Source organism: Streptomyces sp. NPDC048106, from assembly GCF_040706415.1.
In the GTDB taxonomy this organism is placed as follows: domain Bacteria; phylum Actinomycetota; class Actinomycetes; order Streptomycetales; family Streptomycetaceae; genus Streptomyces.
Map to the genome: position 1 here is coordinate 271,058 of NZ_JBEZND010000006.1, position 20,071 is coordinate 291,128.

Annotated in this window: 17 protein-coding genes; 13 read left to right on the top strand and 4 right to left on the bottom strand. The window is 72.8% G+C overall.

What is annotated here, in order from left to right; genetic code table 11:
- The first annotated feature begins 83 nt into the window (after positions 1–83).
- A complete protein-coding gene (locus AB0927_RS09030) occupies positions 84–1,601 on the top strand; it encodes a 3-hydroxyacyl-CoA dehydrogenase (protein WP_366666851.1) in 1,518 nt (505 codons plus the stop codon).
- Positions 1,598–2,185, top strand: a complete 588-nt coding sequence (locus AB0927_RS09035; protein ID WP_366666852.1) for a TetR/AcrR family transcriptional regulator — start codon at positions 1,598–1,600, stop codon at positions 2,183–2,185. The genes AB0927_RS09030 and AB0927_RS09035 overlap by 4 nt, the downstream gene beginning before the upstream one ends.
- A gap of 36 nt (positions 2,186–2,221) precedes the next feature.
- Here AB0927_RS09035 and AB0927_RS09040 read toward each other — a convergent pair whose 3' ends face one another.
- Positions 2,222–2,704: an Lrp/AsnC family transcriptional regulator gene (locus tag AB0927_RS09040; RefSeq protein WP_366666898.1), complete on the bottom strand. Its 483-nt coding sequence runs from the start codon at positions 2,702–2,704 to the stop codon at positions 2,222–2,224.
- 190 nt (positions 2,705–2,894) lie between these two features.
- Here AB0927_RS09040 and pdhA (AB0927_RS09045) point away from each other — a divergent pair, with 190 nt between their 5' ends.
- From pdhA (AB0927_RS09045) to AB0927_RS09075, 7 genes are read left to right on the top strand one after another with little or no spacing between them, the layout of a single operon-like run.
- Positions 2,895–4,049, top strand: coding sequence for a pyruvate dehydrogenase (acetyl-transferring) E1 component subunit alpha (gene pdhA / locus AB0927_RS09045; RefSeq protein ID WP_366666853.1), 1,155 nt, complete (start codon positions 2,895–2,897; stop codon positions 4,047–4,049).
- Complete coding sequence (locus AB0927_RS09050; RefSeq protein WP_366666854.1) at positions 4,046–5,050, top strand: alpha-ketoacid dehydrogenase subunit beta; 1,005 nt, start codon at positions 4,046–4,048, stop codon at positions 5,048–5,050. The genes pdhA (AB0927_RS09045) and AB0927_RS09050 overlap by 4 nt, the downstream gene beginning before the upstream one ends.
- The gene (locus AB0927_RS09055; RefSeq protein ID WP_366666855.1) at positions 5,050–6,426 is read left to right on the top strand and encodes a dihydrolipoamide acetyltransferase family protein; all 1,377 of its coding nucleotides are present in this window, start codon (positions 5,050–5,052) and stop codon (positions 6,424–6,426) included. Before AB0927_RS09050 ends, AB0927_RS09055 begins: the two co-directional genes overlap by 1 nt.
- Positions 6,427–6,486: 60 nt before the next feature.
- Entirely contained in the window at positions 6,487–7,410 is a 924-nt protein-coding gene (locus AB0927_RS09060) for an NTP transferase domain-containing protein (RefSeq protein ID WP_366666856.1), read from the top strand.
- Positions 7,407–8,831, top strand: coding sequence for a molybdopterin molybdotransferase MoeA (locus AB0927_RS09065; protein WP_366666857.1), 1,425 nt, complete (start codon positions 7,407–7,409; stop codon positions 8,829–8,831). The genes AB0927_RS09060 and AB0927_RS09065 overlap by 4 nt, the downstream gene beginning before the upstream one ends.
- Positions 8,819–9,961, top strand: a complete 1,143-nt coding sequence (locus AB0927_RS09070) for a potassium channel family protein (protein ID WP_366666858.1) — start codon at positions 8,819–8,821, stop codon at positions 9,959–9,961. The genes AB0927_RS09065 and AB0927_RS09070 overlap by 13 nt, the downstream gene beginning before the upstream one ends.
- Before the next feature lie 57 nt (positions 9,962–10,018).
- Positions 10,019–10,999, top strand: coding sequence for an NAD(P)H-quinone oxidoreductase (locus AB0927_RS09075; protein ID WP_366666859.1), 981 nt, complete (start codon positions 10,019–10,021; stop codon positions 10,997–10,999).
- A 20-nt stretch (positions 11,000–11,019) separates the two neighbouring features.
- Here the strand turns inward: AB0927_RS09075 and AB0927_RS09080 are convergent, their stop codons facing one another.
- Positions 11,020–11,784 (bottom strand): hypothetical protein, encoded by a 765-nt coding sequence (locus AB0927_RS09080; RefSeq protein ID WP_366666860.1) that lies wholly within the window; start codon positions 11,782–11,784, stop codon positions 11,020–11,022.
- Positions 11,785–11,964: 180 nt separating this feature from the next.
- On the opposite strand from AB0927_RS09080, the gene AB0927_RS09085 reads away from it, so the two are divergent.
- Positions 11,965–12,510, top strand: a complete 546-nt coding sequence (locus AB0927_RS09085; RefSeq protein ID WP_366666899.1) for a bacterial proteasome activator family protein — start codon at positions 11,965–11,967, stop codon at positions 12,508–12,510.
- A gap of 103 nt (positions 12,511–12,613) precedes the next feature.
- Here AB0927_RS09085 and AB0927_RS09090 read toward each other — a convergent pair whose 3' ends face one another.
- The gene (locus tag AB0927_RS09090) at positions 12,614–14,245 is read right to left on the bottom strand and encodes a protein kinase (protein ID WP_366666861.1); all 1,632 of its coding nucleotides are present in this window, start codon (positions 14,243–14,245) and stop codon (positions 12,614–12,616) included.
- Positions 14,246–14,589: 344 nt separating this feature from the next.
- Here AB0927_RS09090 and AB0927_RS09095 point away from each other — a divergent pair, with 344 nt between their 5' ends.
- Complete coding sequence (locus AB0927_RS09095; protein ID WP_366666862.1) at positions 14,590–16,221, top strand: protein kinase; 1,632 nt, start codon at positions 14,590–14,592, stop codon at positions 16,219–16,221.
- A 66-nt stretch (positions 16,222–16,287) separates the two neighbouring features.
- Here the strand turns inward: AB0927_RS09095 and AB0927_RS09100 are convergent, their stop codons facing one another.
- On the bottom strand, positions 16,288–17,334 hold the full coding sequence (locus tag AB0927_RS09100) for a phosphotransferase (RefSeq protein WP_366666863.1): 1,047 nt from the start codon (positions 17,332–17,334) through the stop codon (positions 16,288–16,290).
- Between the two features lie 496 nt (positions 17,335–17,830).
- Here AB0927_RS09100 and pdhA (AB0927_RS09105) point away from each other — a divergent pair, with 496 nt between their 5' ends.
- Together pdhA (AB0927_RS09105) and AB0927_RS09110 are read left to right on the top strand one after the other, a co-directional pair.
- Positions 17,831–19,084 (top strand): pyruvate dehydrogenase (acetyl-transferring) E1 component subunit alpha, encoded by a 1,254-nt coding sequence (gene pdhA, locus AB0927_RS09105; RefSeq protein ID WP_366666864.1) that lies wholly within the window; start codon positions 17,831–17,833, stop codon positions 19,082–19,084.
- A gap of 1 nt (position 19,085) precedes the next feature.
- Positions 19,086–20,063, top strand: coding sequence for an alpha-ketoacid dehydrogenase subunit beta (locus AB0927_RS09110; protein ID WP_366666865.1), 978 nt, complete (start codon positions 19,086–19,088; stop codon positions 20,061–20,063).
- Positions 20,064–20,071 lie beyond the last annotated feature (8 nt).

The following is a 20,071-nucleotide window of genomic DNA, read 5'->3' on the forward strand; positions in this document are numbered from 1 at the left end:
CAGGGCTAGAGTAACCGAACGATCGGTCGGTTCAAGGGGGTCCGCCGCATCTGTGGAAAACCCCGTGCGGGAGGATCGCGCACATGACAGCACTCGACCTCAGCAGCCCGGTGGCCGTCGTCGGCACCGGCACCATGGGCCAGGGCATCGCCCAGGTCGCACTGGTCGCCGGCCACCCGGTGCGGCTCTACGACGCCGCACCCGGGCGGGCCCGGGACGCCGCGGCGGCGATCGGCGCGCGCCTGGACCGGCTGGTGGAGAAGGGGCGCCTCGACGCCGCCGCCCGGGACGCGGCCCGCGCCCGCCTGGAGCCCGCGGACACGCTCGCGGAGCTGGCCGACTGCGGCCTCGTCGTGGAGGCCGTCCTGGAGCGGCTGGACGTCAAGCAGCAGCTCTTCGGCGAGCTGGAGGACATCGTCGCCGAGGACTGCCTGCTCGCCACCAACACCTCCTCGCTGTCGGTGACGGCGATCGGCGGCGCCCTGCGCCATCCAGGCCGCTTCCTCGGCCTGCACTTCTTCAACCCCGCGCCGCTGCTGCCGCTGGTCGAGGTCGTCTCCGGGTTCGCCACCGACGTCGCCTCGGCCACGCGCGCGTACGAGACCGCCCGGGCCTGGGGCAAGACGCCCGTGGCCTGCGCGGACACGCCGGGCTTCATCGTCAACCGGATCGCCCGGCCCTTCTACGCCGAGGCGTTCGCCGTCTACGAGGCCCAGGGCGCCGACCCGGCCACCATCGACGCGGTCCTGCGCGAGTCGGGCGGCTTCCGCATGGGCGCGTTCGAACTCACCGACCTGATCGGCCAGGACGTCAACGAGGCGGTGACGCACTCGGTGTGGCAGTCCTTCTTCCAGGACGTGCGCTTCACCCCCTCCCTGGCCCAGCGCCGCCTGGTGGAGTCCGGCCGCCTGGGCCGCAAGGCCGGTCATGGCTGGTACGACCATGGCGAGGGCGCCGAGCGGCCCGAGCCGCACACCGCCGACAAGGAGCAGCCGCCCGCCTATGTCCTCGTCGAGGGCAGGCTCGGCCCCGCCGCCGAGCTGCTCACGCTGATCCGCGAGGCGGGCATCCAGGTGCGCGAGGAGGACGGCGACGAGGGCGGCCATCTGGAACTGCCCGGTGGCGGCCAGCTGGTCCTCGCCGACGGCCAGACCTCGGTGGAGTTCCACGATGTCGTCTACTTCGACCTCGCCCTCGACTACCGCAAGGCCACCCGTATCGCCCTGTCCGCCTCCCAGGACACCGCTCCGGCGACCCTCGCCGAGGCCGTCGGCCTGTTCCAGGCGCTCGGCAAGGACGTCAGCGTCATCGGCGACGTCCCCGGCATGATCGTGGCGCGCACGGTGGCCCGGATCATCGACCTCGCCCATGACGCGGTCGCCAAGGGCGTCGCCACCGAGGAGGACGTCGACACCGCGATGCGCCTGGGCGTCAACTACCCGCTCGGCCCGTTCGAATGGGACCGCAGGCTGGGCGACGATTTCGCCTACGACGTCCTGGACGCGATGCACGAGCGCGACCCCTCCGGACGCTACGCGCCCTCCCTCGCGCTCTACCGCCACGCCTACGCCGACGACCGGCGGGAGGGCGGCGCCTCATGACCACGCCCAGGCGCGACACGTACACCCCGGAGACGCTGCTCTCCGTCGCCGTCCAGGTCTTCAACCAGCGCGGCTACGACGGCACCTCCATGGAGCACCTGTCCAAGGCGGCCGGCATCTCCAAGTCGTCGATCTACCACCATGTCAGCGGCAAGGAGGAGCTGCTGCGGCGGGCGGTCAGCCGCGCCCTGGACGGTCTTTTCGCCATCCTGGAGGAGCCGGAGGCGTGTGAGGGGCGGCCCGTGGAGCGCCTGGAGCACGTCGTGCGGCGCATGGTCGAGGTGCTCATATCCGAACTGCCCTATGTGACGCTGCTGCTGCGGGTGCGTGGCAACACCGCCACCGAGCGGTGGGCGCTGGAGCGCCGCCGCGACTTCGACCACCGGGTCGCCCAGCTGCTCAAGGCGGCCGCCGCCGACGGGGACGTGCGTCCCGACGTGGAGGTGCGCCTGGCCACCCGGCTGGTCTTCGGCATGATCAACTCCATTGTGGAGTGGTACCGGCCGGAGGCCCGCGGCGCCACGGGGCGCGAGGTGGCCGACGCGGTCGTCCAGCTGGTCTTCTCCGGCCTGCGCCGGGCCTGACGTCACTCAACTGTCCGCGAACACACCCAGGCGCGCCTAAGCGTCCGGTTCCAGGTCCTCCTCCTCGAACACCAGCAGCGTGCGGGTGCTCAGCACCTCCGGGATCGCCTGGAGCCGGGTGAGCACCAGCTCGCGCAGCGCCCGGTTGTCGGGCGTGTGCACCAGCAACAGGACGTCGAAGTCGCCGCCCACCAGCGCGATGTGCGAGGCGCCGGGCAACTGCCGCAACTGCTCGCGGACCGTGCGCCAGGTGTTCTGGACGATCTTCAGCGTGATGTACGCCGAGGTGCTGTGTCCGGCCCGTTCATGGTCCACGCGGGCGCCGAAGCCCCGGATCACCCCGTCCTCGACCAGCCGGTTGATGCGCGCGTAGGCGTTGGCCCGCGAGACGTGGACGCGTTCGGCGACGGACCGTATCGAGGCACGCCCGTCCGCCTGGAGGATGCGCAGGATGTCCTGGTCGATGGCGTCCAGCGGCCGGACCGGCGGCAGCACCGCGTCCTGCGCTGTCTCGGCCATTTGTTCAGGTGCCATGTCCCCCCGCTTCATCGCCGTGGACGTCCTGCGTTCATTCCAGGCTGTGGAGAACCGTTTGTCCACAGCCTGAAGGGGCCTGTAGCCAAAATGTGCCGACGACCGAACAATCGGTAGGTGAGGCGGGTCACAACCGACACGCCTCCCGTAGCCGCTCCCACGAGGAGGTGCCGTCATGACGGTTCTGGAGCAGCGGGGCGCGTACCGGCCATCGCCGCCGCCCGCCTGGCAGCCCCGTATGGACCCCGCGCCGCTGCTGCCCGACGCCGAGCCTTACCGCGTCCTCGGCACCGAGGCCGCCGCCAAGGCCGATCCGGGTCTGCTCCGCCGGCTCCACGCCCAGCTGGTGCGCGGCCGCCGTTACAACACCCAGGCCACCGCGCTCACCAAGCAGGGACGACTCGCCGTCTACCCCTCCAGCACCGGCCAGGAGGCCTGCGAGGTCGCCGCCGCCCTGGCACTCGAAGAGCGCGACTGGCTCTTCCCCAGCTACCGCGACACCCTGGCCGTCGTCGCCCGCGGCGTGGACCCCGTCGAGGCCCTCACGCTGCTGCGCGGCGACTGGCACACCGGCTACGACCCCTACGCCCACCGGGTCGCCCCCCTCTCCACCCCGCTGGCCACCCAGCTCCCGCACGCCGTCGGCCTCGCCCACGCCGCCCGCCTCAAGGGCGACGACGTGGTCGCGCTCGCCATGATCGGCGACGGCGGCACCAGCGAGGGCGACTTCCACGAGGCGCTGAACTTCGCCGCCGTCTGGCAGGCACCCGTCGTCTTCCTGGTGCAGAACAACGGCTTCGCCATCTCCGTCCCGCTCGCCAAGCAGACCGCCGCGCCCTCCCTGGCCCACAAGGCCGTCGGCTACGGCATGCCGGGCCGCCTGGTCGACGGCAATGACGCGGCGGCGGTCCACGAGGTGCTCAGCGACGCCGTACGGCACGCCCGCGCGGGCGGCGGACCGACGCTGATCGAGGCGGTCACCTACCGCATCGACGCCCACACCAACGCCGACGACGCCACCCGCTACCGGGGCGACGCCGAGGTCGAGGCCTGGCGGGCGCACGACCCGGTGCGCCTGCTGGAGGCGGAGCTGACCGAACGCGGCCTCATCGACGAGGCCGGCCTGGAGGCCGTACGGGAGGACGCCGAGGCGATGGCCGCCGACCTGCGCGAACGCATGAACCAGGACCCCGAGCTCAACCCGATGGACCTGTTCGACCACGTCTACGCCGAGACCACCTCCCAACTGCGCGAACAGCGGGACCTGCTGCGGGCCGAGCTGGCGGCCGAGCAGGACGGGCCCGACCAGCAGGAAGGCGACCGCCGATGACCACCGTGGCCGTCAAGCCCGCCACCATGGCACAGGCCCTCACCCGCGCGATGCGCGACGCGATGGCCGCCGACCCCAGCGTGCACGTGCTCGGCGAGGACGTGGGCACCCTCGGCGGTGTCTTCCGCGTCACCGACGGACTCGCCAAGGAGTTCGGCGAGGACCGCTGCACCGACACCCCGCTCGCCGAGGCCGGCATCCTCGGTGCCGCCGTCGGCATGGCCATGTACGGCCTGCGCCCGGTGGTGGAGATGCAGTTCGACGCCTTCGCCTACCCGGCGTTCGAGCAACTGGTCAGCCATGTCTCCCGGATGCGCAACCGCACCCGGGGCAGGATGCCCCTGCCGATCACCGTCCGCATCCCCTACGGCGGCGGCATCGGTGGCGTCGAGCACCACAGCGACTCCTCCGAGGCGTACTACATGGCCACCCCCGGCCTGCATGTGGTCACGCCCGCGACCGTCGCCGACGCCTACGGCCTGCTGCGCCAGGCCATCGCCTCCGACGACCCGGTCGTCTTCCTGGAGCCCAAGCGGCTCTACTGGTCCAAGGACACCTGGAACCCCGAGCAGCCGACCGAGGTCGAGCCGATCGGCCGGGCGGTCGTCCGGCGCGCCGGACGCAGTGCCACGCTGATCACCTACGGCCCCTCCGTGCCCGTCTGTCTGGAGGCCGCCGAGGCCGCGCGGGCCGAGGGCTGGGACCTGGAGGTGATCGACCTGCGCTCCCTGGTGCCGTTCGACGACGAGACGGTCTGCGCCTCCGTGCGGCGCACCGGACGCGCGGTCGTGGTGCACGAGTCCACCGGGTTCGGCGGGCCGGGCGGCGAGATCGCGGCCCGTGTCACCGAGCGCTGCTTCCACCACCTGGAGGCCCCGGTGCTGCGCGTGGCCGGGTTCGACCTCCCCTATCCGCCGCCCATGCTGGAGCGGCACCATCTGCCCGGCGTGGACCGCGTCCTGGACGCCGTGGCCCGGTTGCAGTGGGAGGCCGAGGGCTGATGGCACAGGTGCTGGAGTTCAAGCTGCCCGACCTCGGCGAGGGACTGACCGAGGCGGAGATCGTGCGCTGGCTGGTCCAGGTCGGCGACGTGGTCGCCATCGACCAGCCGGTGGTCGAGGTCGAGACGGCCAAGGCGTCGGTGGAGGTTCCCTGCCCCTACGGCGGCGTCGTCACCGCCCGCTACGGGGAGGAGGGCGCCGAACTCCCGGTCGGCGCCCCGCTCCTGACGGTCGCCGTCGGCGAACCGGACGCGGAGCCCACGGCCGGTTCGGGCAACGTCCTGGTCGGTTACGGCACGTCGGAGGCACCTGGACGGCGACGGCGGGTGCGGCCGGCGGCCCTGACCGGCGGTGGCACGGGGACCGGCGAGGGCGCGCGCGTAAACGGCGGCGCGGGCCCGGGTGCCGCAGTGAACGGCAGTGCCCCCGCCCCGGCGGCGGGCCTGCCCGTCACCGCGGTGCCGCCCGGTGGTCCCGTGCCCGTGATCTCCCCGCTGGTCCGCAGGCTGGCCCGGGAGGGCGGACTGGATCTGCGGCAGCTGGCGGGCTCGGGCCCGGACGGGCTGATTCTGCGCGCGGACGTGGAGCACGCCCTGCGGGCCAAGGCGGGCCAGGACAGCGGTCGTACGGCCGAGGTCCCCGTCGCGGCCGCTGCCGCTCCCGCCTCGGCCTCGGCCTCGGTCTCGGGCGAGGTCCGTATCCCCCTCAAGGGCATCCGCGGTGCCGTCGCCGACAAGCTGTCCCGCAGCCGCCGGGAGATCCCGGACGCGACCTGCTGGGTGGACGCCGACGCGACGGAACTGATGCGCGCGCGGGCCGCGATGAACGCGGCGGGAGGCTCGAAGATCTCCCTCCTCGCGCTGCTCGCCCGCATCTGCTCCGCCGCCCTCGCGCGGTTCCCCGAGCTGAACTCCTCGGTCGACACCGAGGCCCGCGAAGTCGTCCAGCACCCGTACGTCCACCTCGGATTCGCGGCGCAGACCGAGCGCGGCCTGGTCGTGCCGGTCGTCCGGGACGCCCATGCCCGCGACGCGGAGTCGCTGACGGCCGAGTTCGCCCGGCTCACCGGCGCTGCCCGCGAGGGGACGCTGACTCCGTCCGAACTCACCGGCGGCACCTTCACGTTGAACAACTACGGCGTCTTCGGCGTCGACGGCTCCACGCCGATCGTCAACCACCCCGAAGCGGCCATGCTCGGCGTCGGCCGGATCATCCCCAAGCCGTGGGTGCACGAAGGGGAGCTGGCGGTGCGCCAGGTCGTCCAGCTCTCGCTCACCTTCGACCACCGGGTGTGCGACGGCGGCACGGCGGGCGGCTTCCTGCGGTACGTGGCGGACTGCGTCGAACAGCCGGCGGTGCTGCTGCGCACCCTGTGACCCGCCGGGCCTTCGCGCCCCTCGGTTCCCTGTGACCGGCCCGGCCCGCATACTCGGGGAGTGACCGACAAAGCCACCGCCGGGCCGGCGGCCCGCGCAGCCGACGCGGCCCCGCTGCCGTACGACGCCGTCGTGCTGGCCGGCGGAGCCGCGCGGCGGCTCGGCGGGGCCGACAAACCCGGAGTGCGGGTCGGCGGCCGGGCACTGCTGGACCGGGTGCTCACGGCCTGCGCGGGCGCTGGTGCGACCGTCGTGGTGGCCGTGCCCCGGCCCACCGTCCGCCCGGTGCGCTGGGCGCGCGAGGAGCCGCCCGGCGCGGGACCGGTCGCCGCGCTGGCGGCCGGGCTGCCGCACACCACGGCCGAACACACCGTCGTCCTCTCCGCCGATCTGCCCTTCCTGCGACCGGCCACGCTGCACCGCCTGTTGACCGTCCTGGGCGAGACCGGTGCCGACGGCGCGCTGCTCACCGACGCGGACGGCCGCGACCAGCCCCTGGTCGCCGCCTACCGCACCACCGCGCTGCGCCGGGAACTGGCCGTTCTCGCCGCAGAGCACGACGGCCTCACCGGCCTGCCGCTGCGCCGCCTCACCGGCGCCCTCCGCCTCACCCGCGTCCCGGACCCGCGCGCGTCCTTCGACTGCGACACCTGGGACGACATCGTCAACGCCAGGGCACGCATCAGGGAGCATGGGCACGTGTTGGATGAATGGATCTCCGCAGTCAAGGACGAGCTGGGCATCGACCTGGACGTCGACACGAACGCACTGCTCGACCTGGCCCGGGACGCCGCGCACGGTGTCGCCCGGCCCGCCGCCCCGCTGACCACCTTCCTCGTCGGCTACGCCGCGGCACAGGGCGCGGGCGGCCGCGAGGCCGTCGCCGAGGCCGCCCGCAAGGCCGCCGCGCTGGCCCTGCGCTGGGAGGAAGAGGCGGCGGAGGCCCAGGGGAAGGGGGGCCCGAGCGCCCCGGACGCCGGATGACGGCGCCCGGCCTGCGGGGCGGGGTACCCGTGGGGGACAGCGACGACCTCGATGTCGAGGAGGCCCTGGCCCTCGTGAGGGAAGCCAAGGACGACGGCGTCGGCCCGGTACCGGCCCCGGCGTCCCACGCGGGGGATGAGCGTCCCGTCGAGCGGCACCACGCCACGTCCTGGTCGCAGGCCCGTGAGACCGCCGCCCGCGCGGCCCGCGCCACCCGCTCGGCCCGGACCGCCACGAGCACCAAGACCGCCGGGGCCACCCCGCCGGCCGGCCCAGTCCCCCGCCGCACCCCCGTCTCCGTTCCCCTCGGCGACGCCCTCGGCCTCGTCCTCGCCGCGCCCCTCGACGCGCTCACCGACCTGCCCTCCTTCGACACCTCCGCGATGGACGGCTGGGCCGTCGCCGGACCCGGGCCCTGGACGGTGCGCGAGGAGGGCGTGTTCGCCGGGCACTCCCTGCCCGCGCCGCTCACCGACGGCGAGGCGGTCCGCATCGCGACCGGCGCCCGCGTCCCCGGCGGCACCACCGCGGTCCTGCGCACCGAGCACGGCCGCACGGACGCCCAGGCCCGGCTGCACGCCACCCGGGACATGGTCCACGGCCAGGACATCCGCCCGCGTGGCCAGGAGTGCCGCAGCGGCGACCAGTTGCTGCCCGTCGGCACCCAGATCACCCCAGCCGTCCTCGGTCTGGCCGCGGCCGCGGGATACGACACCGTCACCGTCGTCCCCCGCCCCCGCGCCGAAGTCCTGGTCCTCGGGGACGAGCTGCTCAGCGAGGGGCTGCCGCGCGAGGGGCTGATCCGGGACGCGCTCGGCCCCATGCTGCCGCCCTGGCTGCGGGCGCTCGGTGCCGAGGTCGTCGCGGTGCGCCGGATCCGTGACGACGCCAAGGCGCTGTACAAGGCGATCGCCGCCTCCACGGCCGACCTGATCGTCACCACCGGGGGCACCGCCGCCGGACCCGTCGACCACGTCCACCCCATCCTGGAACGCCTCGGCGCCGAACTCCTCGTCGACGGCGTGAAGGTGCGCCCCGGCCACCCCATGCTGCTGGCGCGCACCAAGGAGGGCCAGCACCTCGTCGGTCTCCCCGGCAACCCCCTCGCGGCCGTCTCCGGCCTGCTCACGCTCGCCGAGCCGCTGCTGCGGACCCTGGCCGCCCGCCCGGCACCCGAGCCGTACACCCTGCCGCTGACGGAGGCGGTGCAGGGACACCCGTACGACACCCGGCTCGTCCCCGTGGTGCTGCGCGGCGACCGCGCCGTACCGCTGCGCTACAACGGCCCGGCCATGCTGCGCGGTGTCGCCGCCGCCGACGCGCTGGCCGTCGTACCCCCCGGTGGGGCCAGGCAGGGCGCGGAGACGGAGCTGCTGGATCTGCCCTGGGCTACCGCGGGGATCGGGGTATGTTTCACGTGAAACGTGCGGGCAGCGACCCCTCCGATGAGCCCGAAGGCGCCGGAAGCCCCCAGGACGACACCCTCGCGGGGGACGAACGCCCCGTCACGCACCGGGTGAGACTCCCGGTGAAGGTGGTGGAGCGCCCCCTCCGTCAGGTCGCCAAACGGCTGCTCATGGCGCTGCTGGTGCTGGTCGTCACCGCGCTGGTCGTCTACGCCGATCGCGCGGGCTACCACGACAGTTCCGACGAATCAGTGGACCTGCTCGACTCGTTCTACTACGCCACCGTGACCCTCTCCACCACGGGATACGGCGACATCACCCCGGTCAGCGACAGCGCCCGCCTGACCAACATCTTCGTCATCACACCCCTGCGTGTGCTGTTCCTGATCATCCTGGTCGGCACCACGCTGGAGGTCCTCACCGAGCGCACCCGGGAGGAATGGCGCCTGAAACGCTGGAGGTCCGCCTTGCGCGAGCACACCGTCGTCGTCGGCTTCGGCACGAAGGGGCGGTCGGCCGTGCAGACCGTGTGCGCGACCGGCCTGAGGAAGGATCAGGTGGTCGTGGTCGACCCCAGCGCCAAGGTGATCGACGCGGCGACCGCCGACGGCTACGCCGGGGTCATGGGCGATGCCACCCGCAGCGACGTCCTGAAGCGGGCCGAGGTGCACAAGGCCCGGCAGATCATCATCGCGCCCCAGCGTGACGACACCGCGGTGCTCGTCACGCTGACCGCCCGTCAGCTCAACCGCGGCGCGAAGATCGTGGCCGCGGTACGCGAGGAGGAGAACGCACCGCTGCTGCGGCAGTCCGGCGCCGACGCCGTCATCACCAGCGCCAGCGCGGCCGGGCGGCTGCTCGGCATGTCCGTCCTCAGCCCCGCCGCCGGCATGGTCATAGAGGACCTCATCCAGCAGGGCAGCGGCCTGGACCTCGTGGAACGGCCGGTGGTGCGCGCCGAGGCGGGCAAGCGACCGCGCGAGATCGACGACCTCGTGGTGAGCGTCGTACGCGGGCACCGGGTGCTCGGTTACGACGACCAGTCCATCGGCACGCTCCAGCTGACCGACCGGCTCATCACCATCGTCCGCGCCAGCCCCGGCACCCAGGTCACCCCGCAGCCCCGCCCCCTGCCCGCGGACTGAAGCGAGCCGCCGAGCGGCGCGATCACCCGCTGCGGCAGGGGGAGTAGCGTCACTGGCATGCATGCGATCACGATTCCCGAACCTGGTGGTCCCGAGGCGCTGGTGTGGGACGAGGTCCCCGATCCGGTGGCCGGCGAGGGCGAGGTGCTGGTCGAGGTGGCGGCCAGCGCCGTCAACCGCGCCGACATCCTGCAACGGCAGGGTTTCTACAACCCGCCGCCCGGTGCCTCCCCCTACCCCGGCCTGGAGTGCTCCGGCAGGATCGCCGCGCTCGGCCCCGGCGTCTCCGGCTGGGCCGTCGGCGACGAGGTGTGCGCGCTGCTCGCGGGCGGTGGCTACGGCCAGAAGGTCGTCGTACCTGCCGGGCAGCTGCTGCCCGTGCCGCAGGGCGTCGGCCTCGTGCAGGCCGCCGCGCTGCCCGAGGTGGCCTGCACGGTCTGGTCCAACGTGTTCATGATCGCCCATCTGCGGCCGGGCGAGACCCTGCTGGTGCACGGCGGCTCCAGCGGCATCGGCACCATGGCGATCCAGCTGGCCAAGGCCATGGGCGTCAAGGTCGCGGTGACCGCCGGGACCAAGGAGAAGCTGGAGCGCTGCGCCGAGCTGGGCGCGGACATCCTGATCAACTACCGGGAGCAGGACTTCGTCGCCGAGGTCAAGGAGGCCACCGGCGGCGCGGGCGTCGACGTCATCCTCGACAACATGGGCGGCAAGTACCTCGACCGCAACGTGCAGGCGCTCGCCGTCAACGGGCGTCTGGCGATCATCGGGCTCCAGGGCGGTGCCAAGGGCGAGCTGAACATCGGCGCGCTGCTGAACAAGCGGGCCGCCGTCAGCGCCACCTCGCTGCGGGCGCGGCCGCTGGGCGAGAAGGCGTCCATCGTCGCCGCGGTGCGCGAGCACGTCTGGCCGCTGGTCGCCGGGGGGCAGGTGCGCCCGGTGGTGGACCGTGAGCTGCCGATGGCGCGGGCGGCCGAGGCGCACCGGGTGGTGGAGGAGAGCGGCCACATCGGCAAGGTGCTGCTCGTGGCGCCGTAGCGGACCGGCCGGGAAGGGGCTCAGCTCCTGCGCAGCCGCAGCCCCAGGAAGGCCAGGCCGAGGCCCAGGCCGATGAGGACGAGGCCGCTGCCGAGCGGGAGGATCCGCAGGGTCGGCTCGCTCGCGTTCTCGGTCCGCCGGGCGGCGTTCTGCTCGGCCGGCTGCCCTGGCGACGCCGTGGGAACGAGGCCCGCCTCCTCGGTCGGCGGTGAGGCCGCCGGGGTCTCCGCGGTCTCCGGCTCCGCCGGCTGGGCGGCCGCGGAGTCGGGGACGGAGTCGTCGTCGCCCTCCACCTGCGCCCACGGCCCGTCCGGCCGCCCCGGGCGCAGCTTTCCCTCCCCGGCCCCGCTTCCCGCCCGGGACGGCTCGCCGGACGGCGCGGGGTGCGAGGCGGAGGCGGAGCCGGAGGGCAGGGGGACGGGCGCGGGGTGCTGGGGGCCGGCGCCGTCGTGGTCGTGACCGGGGCGGTCCTGGTGACCGTGCCCGGAGTGGCCCGAGTCGCCGGAGTCGCCGGAGTTTCCGGCCGCTTGAGGCCCTCCGGCGCCGCTCGGGCCGCCCGCCCCGCCCGTCTCGTCCGCGTCGTCCGCGCTGCCCGTGTCGTCCGTGTGGTCTGAGGGCGAGGACCGGGCCGAGGGCGTGGTCGCGGCGGGATGGCCGGTGGAGGCGGAGCGCGGGGTGCCGGCTTCGGAGGCGTACGCGGTGGCGGTGCCGTAGGCGGGCAGGGCCGTCGTGAGGACGAGCAGCAGCCGCAGACAGCGGTGGGTGAGTCGCAGCCATGGAGTCACGTCGGTGACCTCCCGGAGCCCAGCCGGCGTGAGCCCGTGATCGATGATGAACCGACGGGAACAGCCTCACACCGCCCGGCTGTCCGGGCATTCCGGATTGGGCCGACGGGTCTAAACGGCGGATCGGCCCTACCGGGGGCGCCGCGGTGGTGAGGTGTACGGGTGCGAGAGAATGACGGCATGGAGATGCCGAGGAACGAACGGTCGCCGGAGAATCCCCAGATCCTCGTCGTGGGCCAGGACGGGATGGCGCTCGGCGGAGGAGGCGGGGACGACGGATCCCGCGAGATTCCGGTCACCGAGCAGGTCGAGCAGCCCGCGAAGGTCATGCGGATCGGCAGCATGATCAAGCAGCTCCTGGAGGAGGTGCGCGCGGCTCCCCTCGACGAGGCCAGCCGGGTCCGGTTGAAGGAGATCCACGCCAGCTCGGTGAAGGAGCTGGAGGACGGCCTGGCGCCGGAGCTGGTCGAGGAGCTGGAGCGGCTGTCCCTGCCGTTCACCGACGACGTCACCCCGAGCGACGCCGAGCTGCGCATCGCGCAGGCACAGCTCGTGGGCTGGCTGGAGGGCCTCTTCCACGGGATCCAGACCACGCTGTTCGCCCAGCAGATGGCCGCGCGGGCCCAGCTGGAGCAGATGCGCCGCGCGCTTCCGCCGGGTGTGTCGGGCCCGGAAGGCGGCGACGACCAGCACGCGGCCGGCCGCTCGGGCGGCCCGTACCTGTAGAGCCCGGAGTTCTGGATCACGCGACCTCGCCTACGAGGTTTCGCGCCCCGGACACGCGAAAGGGGCCCGGCGCATCAGCGCCGGGCCCCTTCTCACGCGCGCGTCACTGCGGCGGATTGCCCGTCGACACACTCAGCTCGATGGTTCCCGGGTCCTTGGCGTTCACGTCCGTGCCCTCGGACGGGAACTGGTCCATGACGGTCCCGTCGCCCCAGGTGTTGTCGTCCACCTTCTTGACGTGCAGGGTCCAGCCCGCGGCCTGGAAGCAGGCCTTCACGGAGTTGATGTCCTTGTAGCGGAAATCGGGGAGCTGGATCTTGTCCGGGTCGTCGTAGGACTCTTTCGGCTCCGTGCACTTGGTCTTGTCGATCACCCGGGTGGTGTCCGGGCCCCGGTAGCCCGTCTGGTGGGAGGGGGACGCCGAGGCACTGGCGCCGCCGTGCCCGCCCGTGTCGTCACCGCCGCCGCTGTTCATGGTCAGCGCGACGACCAGGCCGACGACCGCGACGAGCGACACCGCTATCGCGCCGGTGATCACGCCCTTGTTGCTCTTGCCGCCGCCCGGGCCGGACCCCTGCGCGGTGGTCTGCGGCGTCTGCGCGTACGGCGGCGGGGTCTGCGTCCCGTAGCCCACCGGAGGGGTCTGGTAGCCCGCCTGCTGCGGATAGCCGTAGGACGGCGCGGGCGTGGCCGGAGCGGGGGTGTGGGCGCCGTAGGGACCCGGCTGGTACGGCGTCTGCACCGGTCCGGGGGCCGTCTGGTGGGCCTGGTCGACCGGCGGGAACACCGCGGAGCCCACGCCCGAGCCGCTCTGCCGCGGACCGGCGTTCGGCACGATGCTCGGCGCGGCCGCCTGCAAGGAGGCGGCGACCCGCAGGCACTCCTCGCGCATGGCGTCGGCGGTCGGGAAGCGCTCGTTCGGGTTCTTCCGCAGCGCGCGGGCGACCAGCGCGTCCACCGCCGGGGGCAGCGCGCGGTTGACGGTGGACGGAGCCACCGGCTCCTCCTGCACGTGCGCGTACGCGATCGCCAGCGGGGAGTCCGCGTCGAACGGCAGCCGTCCGGTCACCAGCTGGAACAGCATGATGCCGACCGAGTACAGGTCGGAGCGGGCGTCCACCCCGCGGCCGAGGGCCTGCTCGGGCGAGAGGTACTGCGGGGTGCCGACGACCATGCCGGTCTGGGTCATCGACGTCACGCCGGACTGCATGGCGCGCGCGATGCCGAAGTCCATGACCTTGACCACACCGCGTTTGGTCACCATCACGTTGCCCGGCTTGATGTCGCGGTGGACCAGCCCCATCTCATGGCTGATGTCCAGCGCCGCGAGCACGTCCGCGGTCACCTTCAGCGCCTTGTCGGCGGGCATGGCGCCGTACCGCCGGATGTCCTCTTCGAGGACCGAGCCCAGCGGGCGGCCCTCGACGTACTCCATGACGATGTACGGCGTCGCCAGACCGCCCAGGTCGTCCTCGCCGGTGTCGAAGACGGAGACGATATTGGTGTGCGTGAGCTTCGCCACGGCTTGGGCCTCGCGGCGGAAGCGCTCGCGGAAGGCCTGTTCCCGGCCCAGCTCGGTGTGCAGCGTCTTGATCGCGACCTGGCGGTCCAGCACGGCGTCGTACGCAAGGTGCACCGAGGCCATGCCGCCCTCGCCGAGCAAGTCGCGCAACTGGTAGCGGCCGCTGGCCAGCGCCTGCCCCGTATACCGGCCGTGTGCGCCGTCCTGGCTCATCTCTCCCCGTCCCCCATCGGCCGTCCGGCACCCTGGCTCGTCGCGCAGGTCTTGATCGAATGTCTCATTCCCGGCCAAGTCTGCCCCAGGCCTCCGACACGTCAAGCTCGGTGCCCGTTCCGTGACCGTACGCGCAAGAAGCGTCGCGCAAGCGTTACAGGGGGTGCGCGACCAGCACACAGAATTTGCACGACGGCCTGTGCTGAGGGTTTCATGGCCGGTCCGTCGCAGAGCAGGCCCCGGTTCCGGTTCCGAACCGGCGGCCCCCAAGGAGGCTGTAGCGTGGCCGACGGAGACCGTGACAACACCGCGCGCACCGCGGGCAGAAACGACGGCGAGGACTGATGGCACAGACGCAGCGCGCCCAGGGCCCGTCCGACCCGGAGGCGTCTGGCGGCGGCATGTCGGACACGCCGGAGAGCTGGGGCAACGCAGGGCTGGTCGGCGACGGCCGGTACCGGCTCACGCACCGGCTGGGACGGGGCGGCATGGCCGAGGTCTTCGCGGCCGAGGACGTCCGTCTGGGCCGTACGGTCGCGGTCAAGCTGCTCCGCGCCGACCTGGCCGAGGACCCCGTCTCCAAGGCCCGCTTCACGCGTGAGGCACAGTCCGTCGCAGGGCTCAACCACCATGCGATCGTCGCCGTGTACGACTCCGGTGAGGACGTCGTGGGCGGCCAGTCGGTGCCGTACATCGTGATGGAGTTGGTCGAGGGCCGCACCATCCGCGATCTGCTGATGAACGCGGAGGCGCCCGGCCCCGAGCAGGCGCTGATCATCGTCTCCGGCGTCCTGGAGGCGCTCGCCTACTCGCACCAGCACGGCATCGTGCACCGTGACATCAAGCCGGCGAACGTCATCATCACCGACAGCGGCGCCGTCAAGGTGATGGACTTCGGCATCGCCCGCGCCCTGCACGGCGCGCAGTCCACGATGACTCAGACCGGCATGGTCATGGGCACCCCGCAGTACCTCTCCCCCGAGCAGGCACTCGGCAAGGCCGTCGACCACCGCTCCGACCTGTACGCGACCGGCTGCCTGCTGTACGAGCTGCTCGCGCTGCGGCCCCCGTTCACCGGTGAGACGCCGCTGTCCGTGGTCTACCAGCACGTGCAGGACACGCCGGTGGCGCCTTCGCAGGTCCTTCAGGCCTGCCCGCCGGAGCTGGACGGCCTGGTCATGCGCTCGCTCGCCAAGGAACCGGACGACCGGTTCCAGACGGCGGAGGAGATGCGGGGCATGGTCCAGTACGGCCTGCAGATGCTCTACGACCAGGGCGGCCACACCGGCACCTGGAACACCGGCCCGGTGGCGGGGCACGACGGCCGGCACGCCCCGGTGGGCGGCTTCGCGGGGACGACCGCCATGCCGCACGCGATGGCCGGCTCCGGCACCGCGCAGATCCCGCAGCCGCTGCTGCCGCAGGGCTACGGCCACGGCGACGACGGCGGCTTCGAGGGGCACGGCAACAAGGGCAGCGGCCGCGGCAAGCTGTGGATCCTCGCCGTGCTCGCGGTCATCGCCATCGTGGCGGGCGTCGCGCTCGCGCTGAAGGGCACGGGCACCGGCGGCGGCTCCGGCACCGACACCAAGCCGCCGGCCACACACACCAAGAGCACCGACGACGGTTCCGCCTCCGCGAGCCCGACCGACGACAGCACCGGGCAGCCCACGGACACCGCCACCGACGACGGGTCGGGCACCGGTTCCGGATCGGGCTGGACGCCGTCGTACACGCCGTCGTACACGCCGAGCGACCCGCAGACCACCGGTCCGACCAACCAGCCGACGAAGCCGCAGCCCACGTGGACGAAGCCCACGGACCCGACGACCGGCGGCGACACGAGCGGCGGCACCCTCGACGGCGGTACCGGCACCGGGACCACGGGCGGCGGCACGGACGCGGGCACGACCAGTGGCAACACCACCGACGGCAACGCGGCGGCCGGCGGGGCGGCGGGGATGCCCACCGGGTGACACCAGTGGGGCCCGGGAAGCCGGGCCCCGTTCGCCCCTTGGCCGACGAGGCCCCGGTAAACCCGCTCACCGGGTGAAGGCGTCGCACACCGCGCCGTACTCCCGGGTCCACCACACCACGAGCGCCGAGGCGGCCGGGAACTGGCAGTCCGCGCGGGTGTCGCCGCGCTCGTAGTGCCAGCGCAGCATCCAGAAGTCGTTCAGACGTTCCCACCACACCCGGTGCACGGCCGCCGCCAGCTCCGAGGGCGTGGCGCCGGCCGCGCGCCGGTACGCGCGGGCGTACGCCCGCACCTTCGACAGGTCCAGAGCGCCCGCCGGGCGCACGAAGAAGATCGCGGCGGCGCGTACGGCCTCCTCGGCGCGGGGCTGCACGCCGAGCCGGTCCCAGTCCACGATCGCGGCCGGGGCGCCGTCCTTGTAGAGCAGGTTGAACGGGTGGAAGTCGCCGTGCACCCAGCCCACCGGGCCGCCGGGCGGCGGGCGCCGGTCCGAGTGCCGTTCCAGCAGCGCCCGCCGTTCCAGCAGCCGGTGCCGGGCCAGCGCGTCGAAGGCGTCGGCCGGGCGGTGCCGGCGCACCCGGGCGAGCAGCAGGTCGATGAGGGTGAACGTGTCGGCCGGGTCGGCGCTCTCCACGGGATGGGGGCTGGTGGCCGGGCGGGTGCGCCCCTTGGGCGGCATCACGCGCTCCAGACAGGCGTGCACGGCGCCCAGCAGCGCCCCCAGGCGTGCGCTCTCCGACCGGGTGAGCTGGCCGCCGTGGCGGTGTCCGCCGTCGATCCAGGGGTGCAGAGCGTAGGCATGGCCGCCGACGACGGCGACGGTACGGCCCTCACGGTGCGCGAGCGGCGCGGCGACCGGCACGCCGAGGGCGGCCAGGCGCTGGGTGGCCCGGTGCCGGCGTTCGATGGCGGCCGGGTCGGCGGTGTCGGGGTCGAAGTGGTGCTTGAGGAAGTACCGGCCACGCGTGGTGCACAGCCGGTAGCCGCGGTTGAGCAGCCCCTGGTCGACCGGTTCGCACGCCAGGGGCGTACCAGCGGCGTCGTACAGGCGGAGCAGGGCGCCCAGAGGGGGCGCGTGGGATGCGGGGGGTGGTACACAAGGGCGCGGCACGCGGGAGATGCTAAGGCACGGAAAACACGCTGTGAGCTGGGGCTTTCACAGTCAGTCATCGATGGTCGCAATCGGTCACAGGGTGAACCGGGCCGAACGTGGGCGCCGACTTTGTTCGAGCCGGTCTCGAAGCGTTTCCGAGGTTTCCGCGTTTTCCTCCCGCAAAGAGCGCGGAGTCGGTATCCCTCCGCCGACTCTTCCCGTCACCTGGGTGACCGGGATAACGTTCGGGTGCTCCGGCCTTGCCGCAAGGCTGTGACCAGCACGGTTCCGCATCCCCTCGATTTACTTGGAAATCCAAGCAAAATCGCAGGTCAAGTGGGGTTTCACAGAAATGTGGAGCACTGGGTAACGTAATGGTCGCAGGGCGCTCGCCGGGGCACCTGTCACGCCTGTTCCCGGCCGAGTGGCACCCACCCCGTGCCCCGTGGTCGAAACAGGTGAGCCGCACTGGCCTACCGGCAACCCCGGGGGCCGGAACGACGGAGGAGCACACGTGACCGTGGACAGCAGTGCCGCGCGCAAGCGCAGCGCCGCAGGCAAGGCCGGCACCACCGGCAGCAAGACCGGCGCTGCCGGGACCAAGTCAGGAGCCACCGGCGCCAAGCGCACCACCAGCACGACCCGAGCCCCGCGCACCGCGCGCGCCGGCGCGAAGAAGAGCACCGAGCCCGAGCTCGTGCAGCTTCTGACGCCGGAGGGCAAGCGGGTCAAGAACGCCGAGTACGACCCCTACGTCGCCGGCATCACCCCCGAAGACCTGCGCGGTCTCTACCGCGACATGGTGCTCACCCGTCGCTTCGACGCCGAGGCCACCGCCTTGCAGCGCCAGGGCGAGCTGGGCCTGTGGGCCTCCCTGCTGGGCCAGGAGGCCGCCCAGATCGGCTCCGGCCGGGCCACCCGGGAGGACGACTACGTCTTCCCGACCTACCGCGAGCACGGCGTCGCCTGGTGTCGCGGCGTGGACCCGACCAACCTGCTCGGCATGTTCCGCGGCGTGAACAACGGCGGCTGGGACCCGAACAGCAACAACTTCCACCTGTACACGATCGTCATCGGCTCCCAGACGCTGCACGCCACCGGCTACGCGATGGGCGTGGCCAAGGACGGCGCGGACTCGGCGGTCATCGCCTACTTCGGCGACGGCGCCTCCAGCCAGGGCGACGTGGCCGAGTCGTTCACCTTCTCGGCGGTCTACAACGCGCCCGTGGTGTTCTTCTGCCAGAACAACCAGTGGGCGATCTCCGAGCCGACCGAGAAGCAGACCCGGGTGCCGCTCTACCAGCGCGCCCAGGGCTACGGCTTCCCGGGCGTGCGCGTGGACGGCAACGACGTGCTCGCCTGTCTCGCGGTCACCAAGTGGGCCCTGGAGCGCGCCCGCAACGGCGAGGGCCCGACCCTGGTCGAGGCGTTCACCTACCGCATGGGTGCCCACACCACCTCCGACGACCCCAGCCGCTACCGCGGTGACGAGGAGCGGCAGGCCTGGGAGGCGAAGGACCCGATCCTGCGCCTTCGCCGCCACCTGGAGGCCTCAAACCACGCGGACGAGGGATTCTTCGAGGAACTCGAAGCGGAGTCCGAGGCGTTGGGCAAGCGAGTGCGCGAAGCGGTCCGCGCCATGCCCGACCCGGACCACTTCGCCATCTTCGAGAACGTGTACGCGGACGGGCACGCGCTCGTCGACGAGGAGCGGGCCCAGTTCGCCGCCTACCAGGCGTCGTTCGCGGACGCAGAAGGGGGTCACTGAGATGGCCGAGAAGATGGCGATGGCCAAGGCCATCAACGAGTCGCTGCGCCGCGCCCTGGAGGCCGACCCCAAGGTCCTGGTCATGGGCGAGGACGTCGGCAAGCTCGGTGGTGTCTTCCGCGTGACGGACGGCCTGCAGAAGGACTTCGGCGACAGCCGGGTCATCGACACCCCGCTCGCCGAGTCCGGCATCGTCGGCGCCGCGATCGGCCTGGCCCTGCGCGGCTACCGGCCGGTCGTGGAGATCCAGTTCGACGGCTTCGTCTTCCCGGCCTACGACCAGATCGTCACCCAGCTCGCCAAGATGCACGCGCGCTCGCTCGGCAAGGTCAAGATGCCGGTCGTCGTGCGCATCCCCTACGGCGGCGGCATCGGCGCGGTCGAGCACCACTCCGAGTCCCCCGAGGCCCTGTTCGCGCACGTCGCCGGCCTGAAGATCGTCAGCCCGTCGAACGCGTCGGACGCGTACTGGATGATGCAGCAGGCCATCCAGAGCGACGACCCGGTGATCTACTTCGAGCCCAAGCGCCGCTACTGGGACAAGGCCGAGGTGGACGTCGAGGCGATCCCCGCCCCGCTGCACAAGGCCCAGGTGGTCCGCGAGGGCACCGACCTGACCCTCGCGGCCTACGGCCCGATGGTGAAGCTGTGCCAGGAGGTCGCCGCCGCGGCCGCCGAGGAGGGCAAGAGCCTGGAGGTCCTGGACCTGCGCTCGGTCTCCCCCCTCGACTTCGACGCCATCCAGGCCTCGGTCGAGAAGACCCGCCGCCTGGTCGTGGTCCACGAGGCGCCGGTGTTCTTCGGCTCCGGCGGGGAGATCGCCGCCCGGATCACCGAGCGCTGCTTCTACCACCTGGAGGCCCCGGTGCTCCGGGTCGGCGGCTACCACGCCCCGTACCCGCCGGCCCGCCTGGAGGAGGAGTACCTGCCGGACCTGGACCGCGTGCTCGACGCCGTCGACCGCTCGCTGGCGTACTGAGGGAGAGG

What these genes read in the sequence shown, in the direction of transcription:
- AB0927_RS09030 (WP_366666851.1), top strand. Translation starts at nt 84, where the DNA reads ATGACAGCACTCGACCTCAGCAGCCCGGTGGCCGTCGTCGGCACCGGC.
- AB0927_RS09035 (WP_366666852.1), top strand. Translation starts at nt 1,598, where the DNA reads ATGACCACGCCCAGGCGCGACACGTACACCCCGGAGACGCTGCTCTCC.
- AB0927_RS09040 (WP_366666898.1), bottom strand. Translation starts at nt 2,704, where the DNA reads ATGGCCGAGACAGCGCAGGACGCGGTGCTGCCGCCGGTCCGGCCGCTG.
- pdhA (WP_366666853.1), top strand. Translation starts at nt 2,895, where the DNA reads ATGACGGTTCTGGAGCAGCGGGGCGCGTACCGGCCATCGCCGCCGCCC.
- AB0927_RS09050 (WP_366666854.1), top strand. Translation starts at nt 4,046, where the DNA reads ATGACCACCGTGGCCGTCAAGCCCGCCACCATGGCACAGGCCCTCACC.
- AB0927_RS09055 (WP_366666855.1), top strand. Translation starts at nt 5,050, where the DNA reads ATGGCACAGGTGCTGGAGTTCAAGCTGCCCGACCTCGGCGAGGGACTG.
- AB0927_RS09065 (WP_366666857.1), top strand. Translation starts at nt 7,407, where the DNA reads ATGACGGCGCCCGGCCTGCGGGGCGGGGTACCCGTGGGGGACAGCGAC.
- AB0927_RS09070 (WP_366666858.1), top strand. Translation starts at nt 8,819, where the DNA reads ATGTTTCACGTGAAACGTGCGGGCAGCGACCCCTCCGATGAGCCCGAA.
- AB0927_RS09075 (WP_366666859.1), top strand. Translation starts at nt 10,019, where the DNA reads ATGCATGCGATCACGATTCCCGAACCTGGTGGTCCCGAGGCGCTGGTG.
- AB0927_RS09085 (WP_366666899.1), top strand. Translation starts at nt 11,965, where the DNA reads ATGGAGATGCCGAGGAACGAACGGTCGCCGGAGAATCCCCAGATCCTC.
- AB0927_RS09090 (WP_366666861.1), bottom strand. Translation starts at nt 14,245, where the DNA reads ATGAGCCAGGACGGCGCACACGGCCGGTATACGGGGCAGGCGCTGGCC.
- AB0927_RS09095 (WP_366666862.1), top strand. Translation starts at nt 14,590, where the DNA reads ATGGCACAGACGCAGCGCGCCCAGGGCCCGTCCGACCCGGAGGCGTCT.
- AB0927_RS09110 (WP_366666865.1), top strand. Translation starts at nt 19,086, where the DNA reads ATGGCCGAGAAGATGGCGATGGCCAAGGCCATCAACGAGTCGCTGCGC.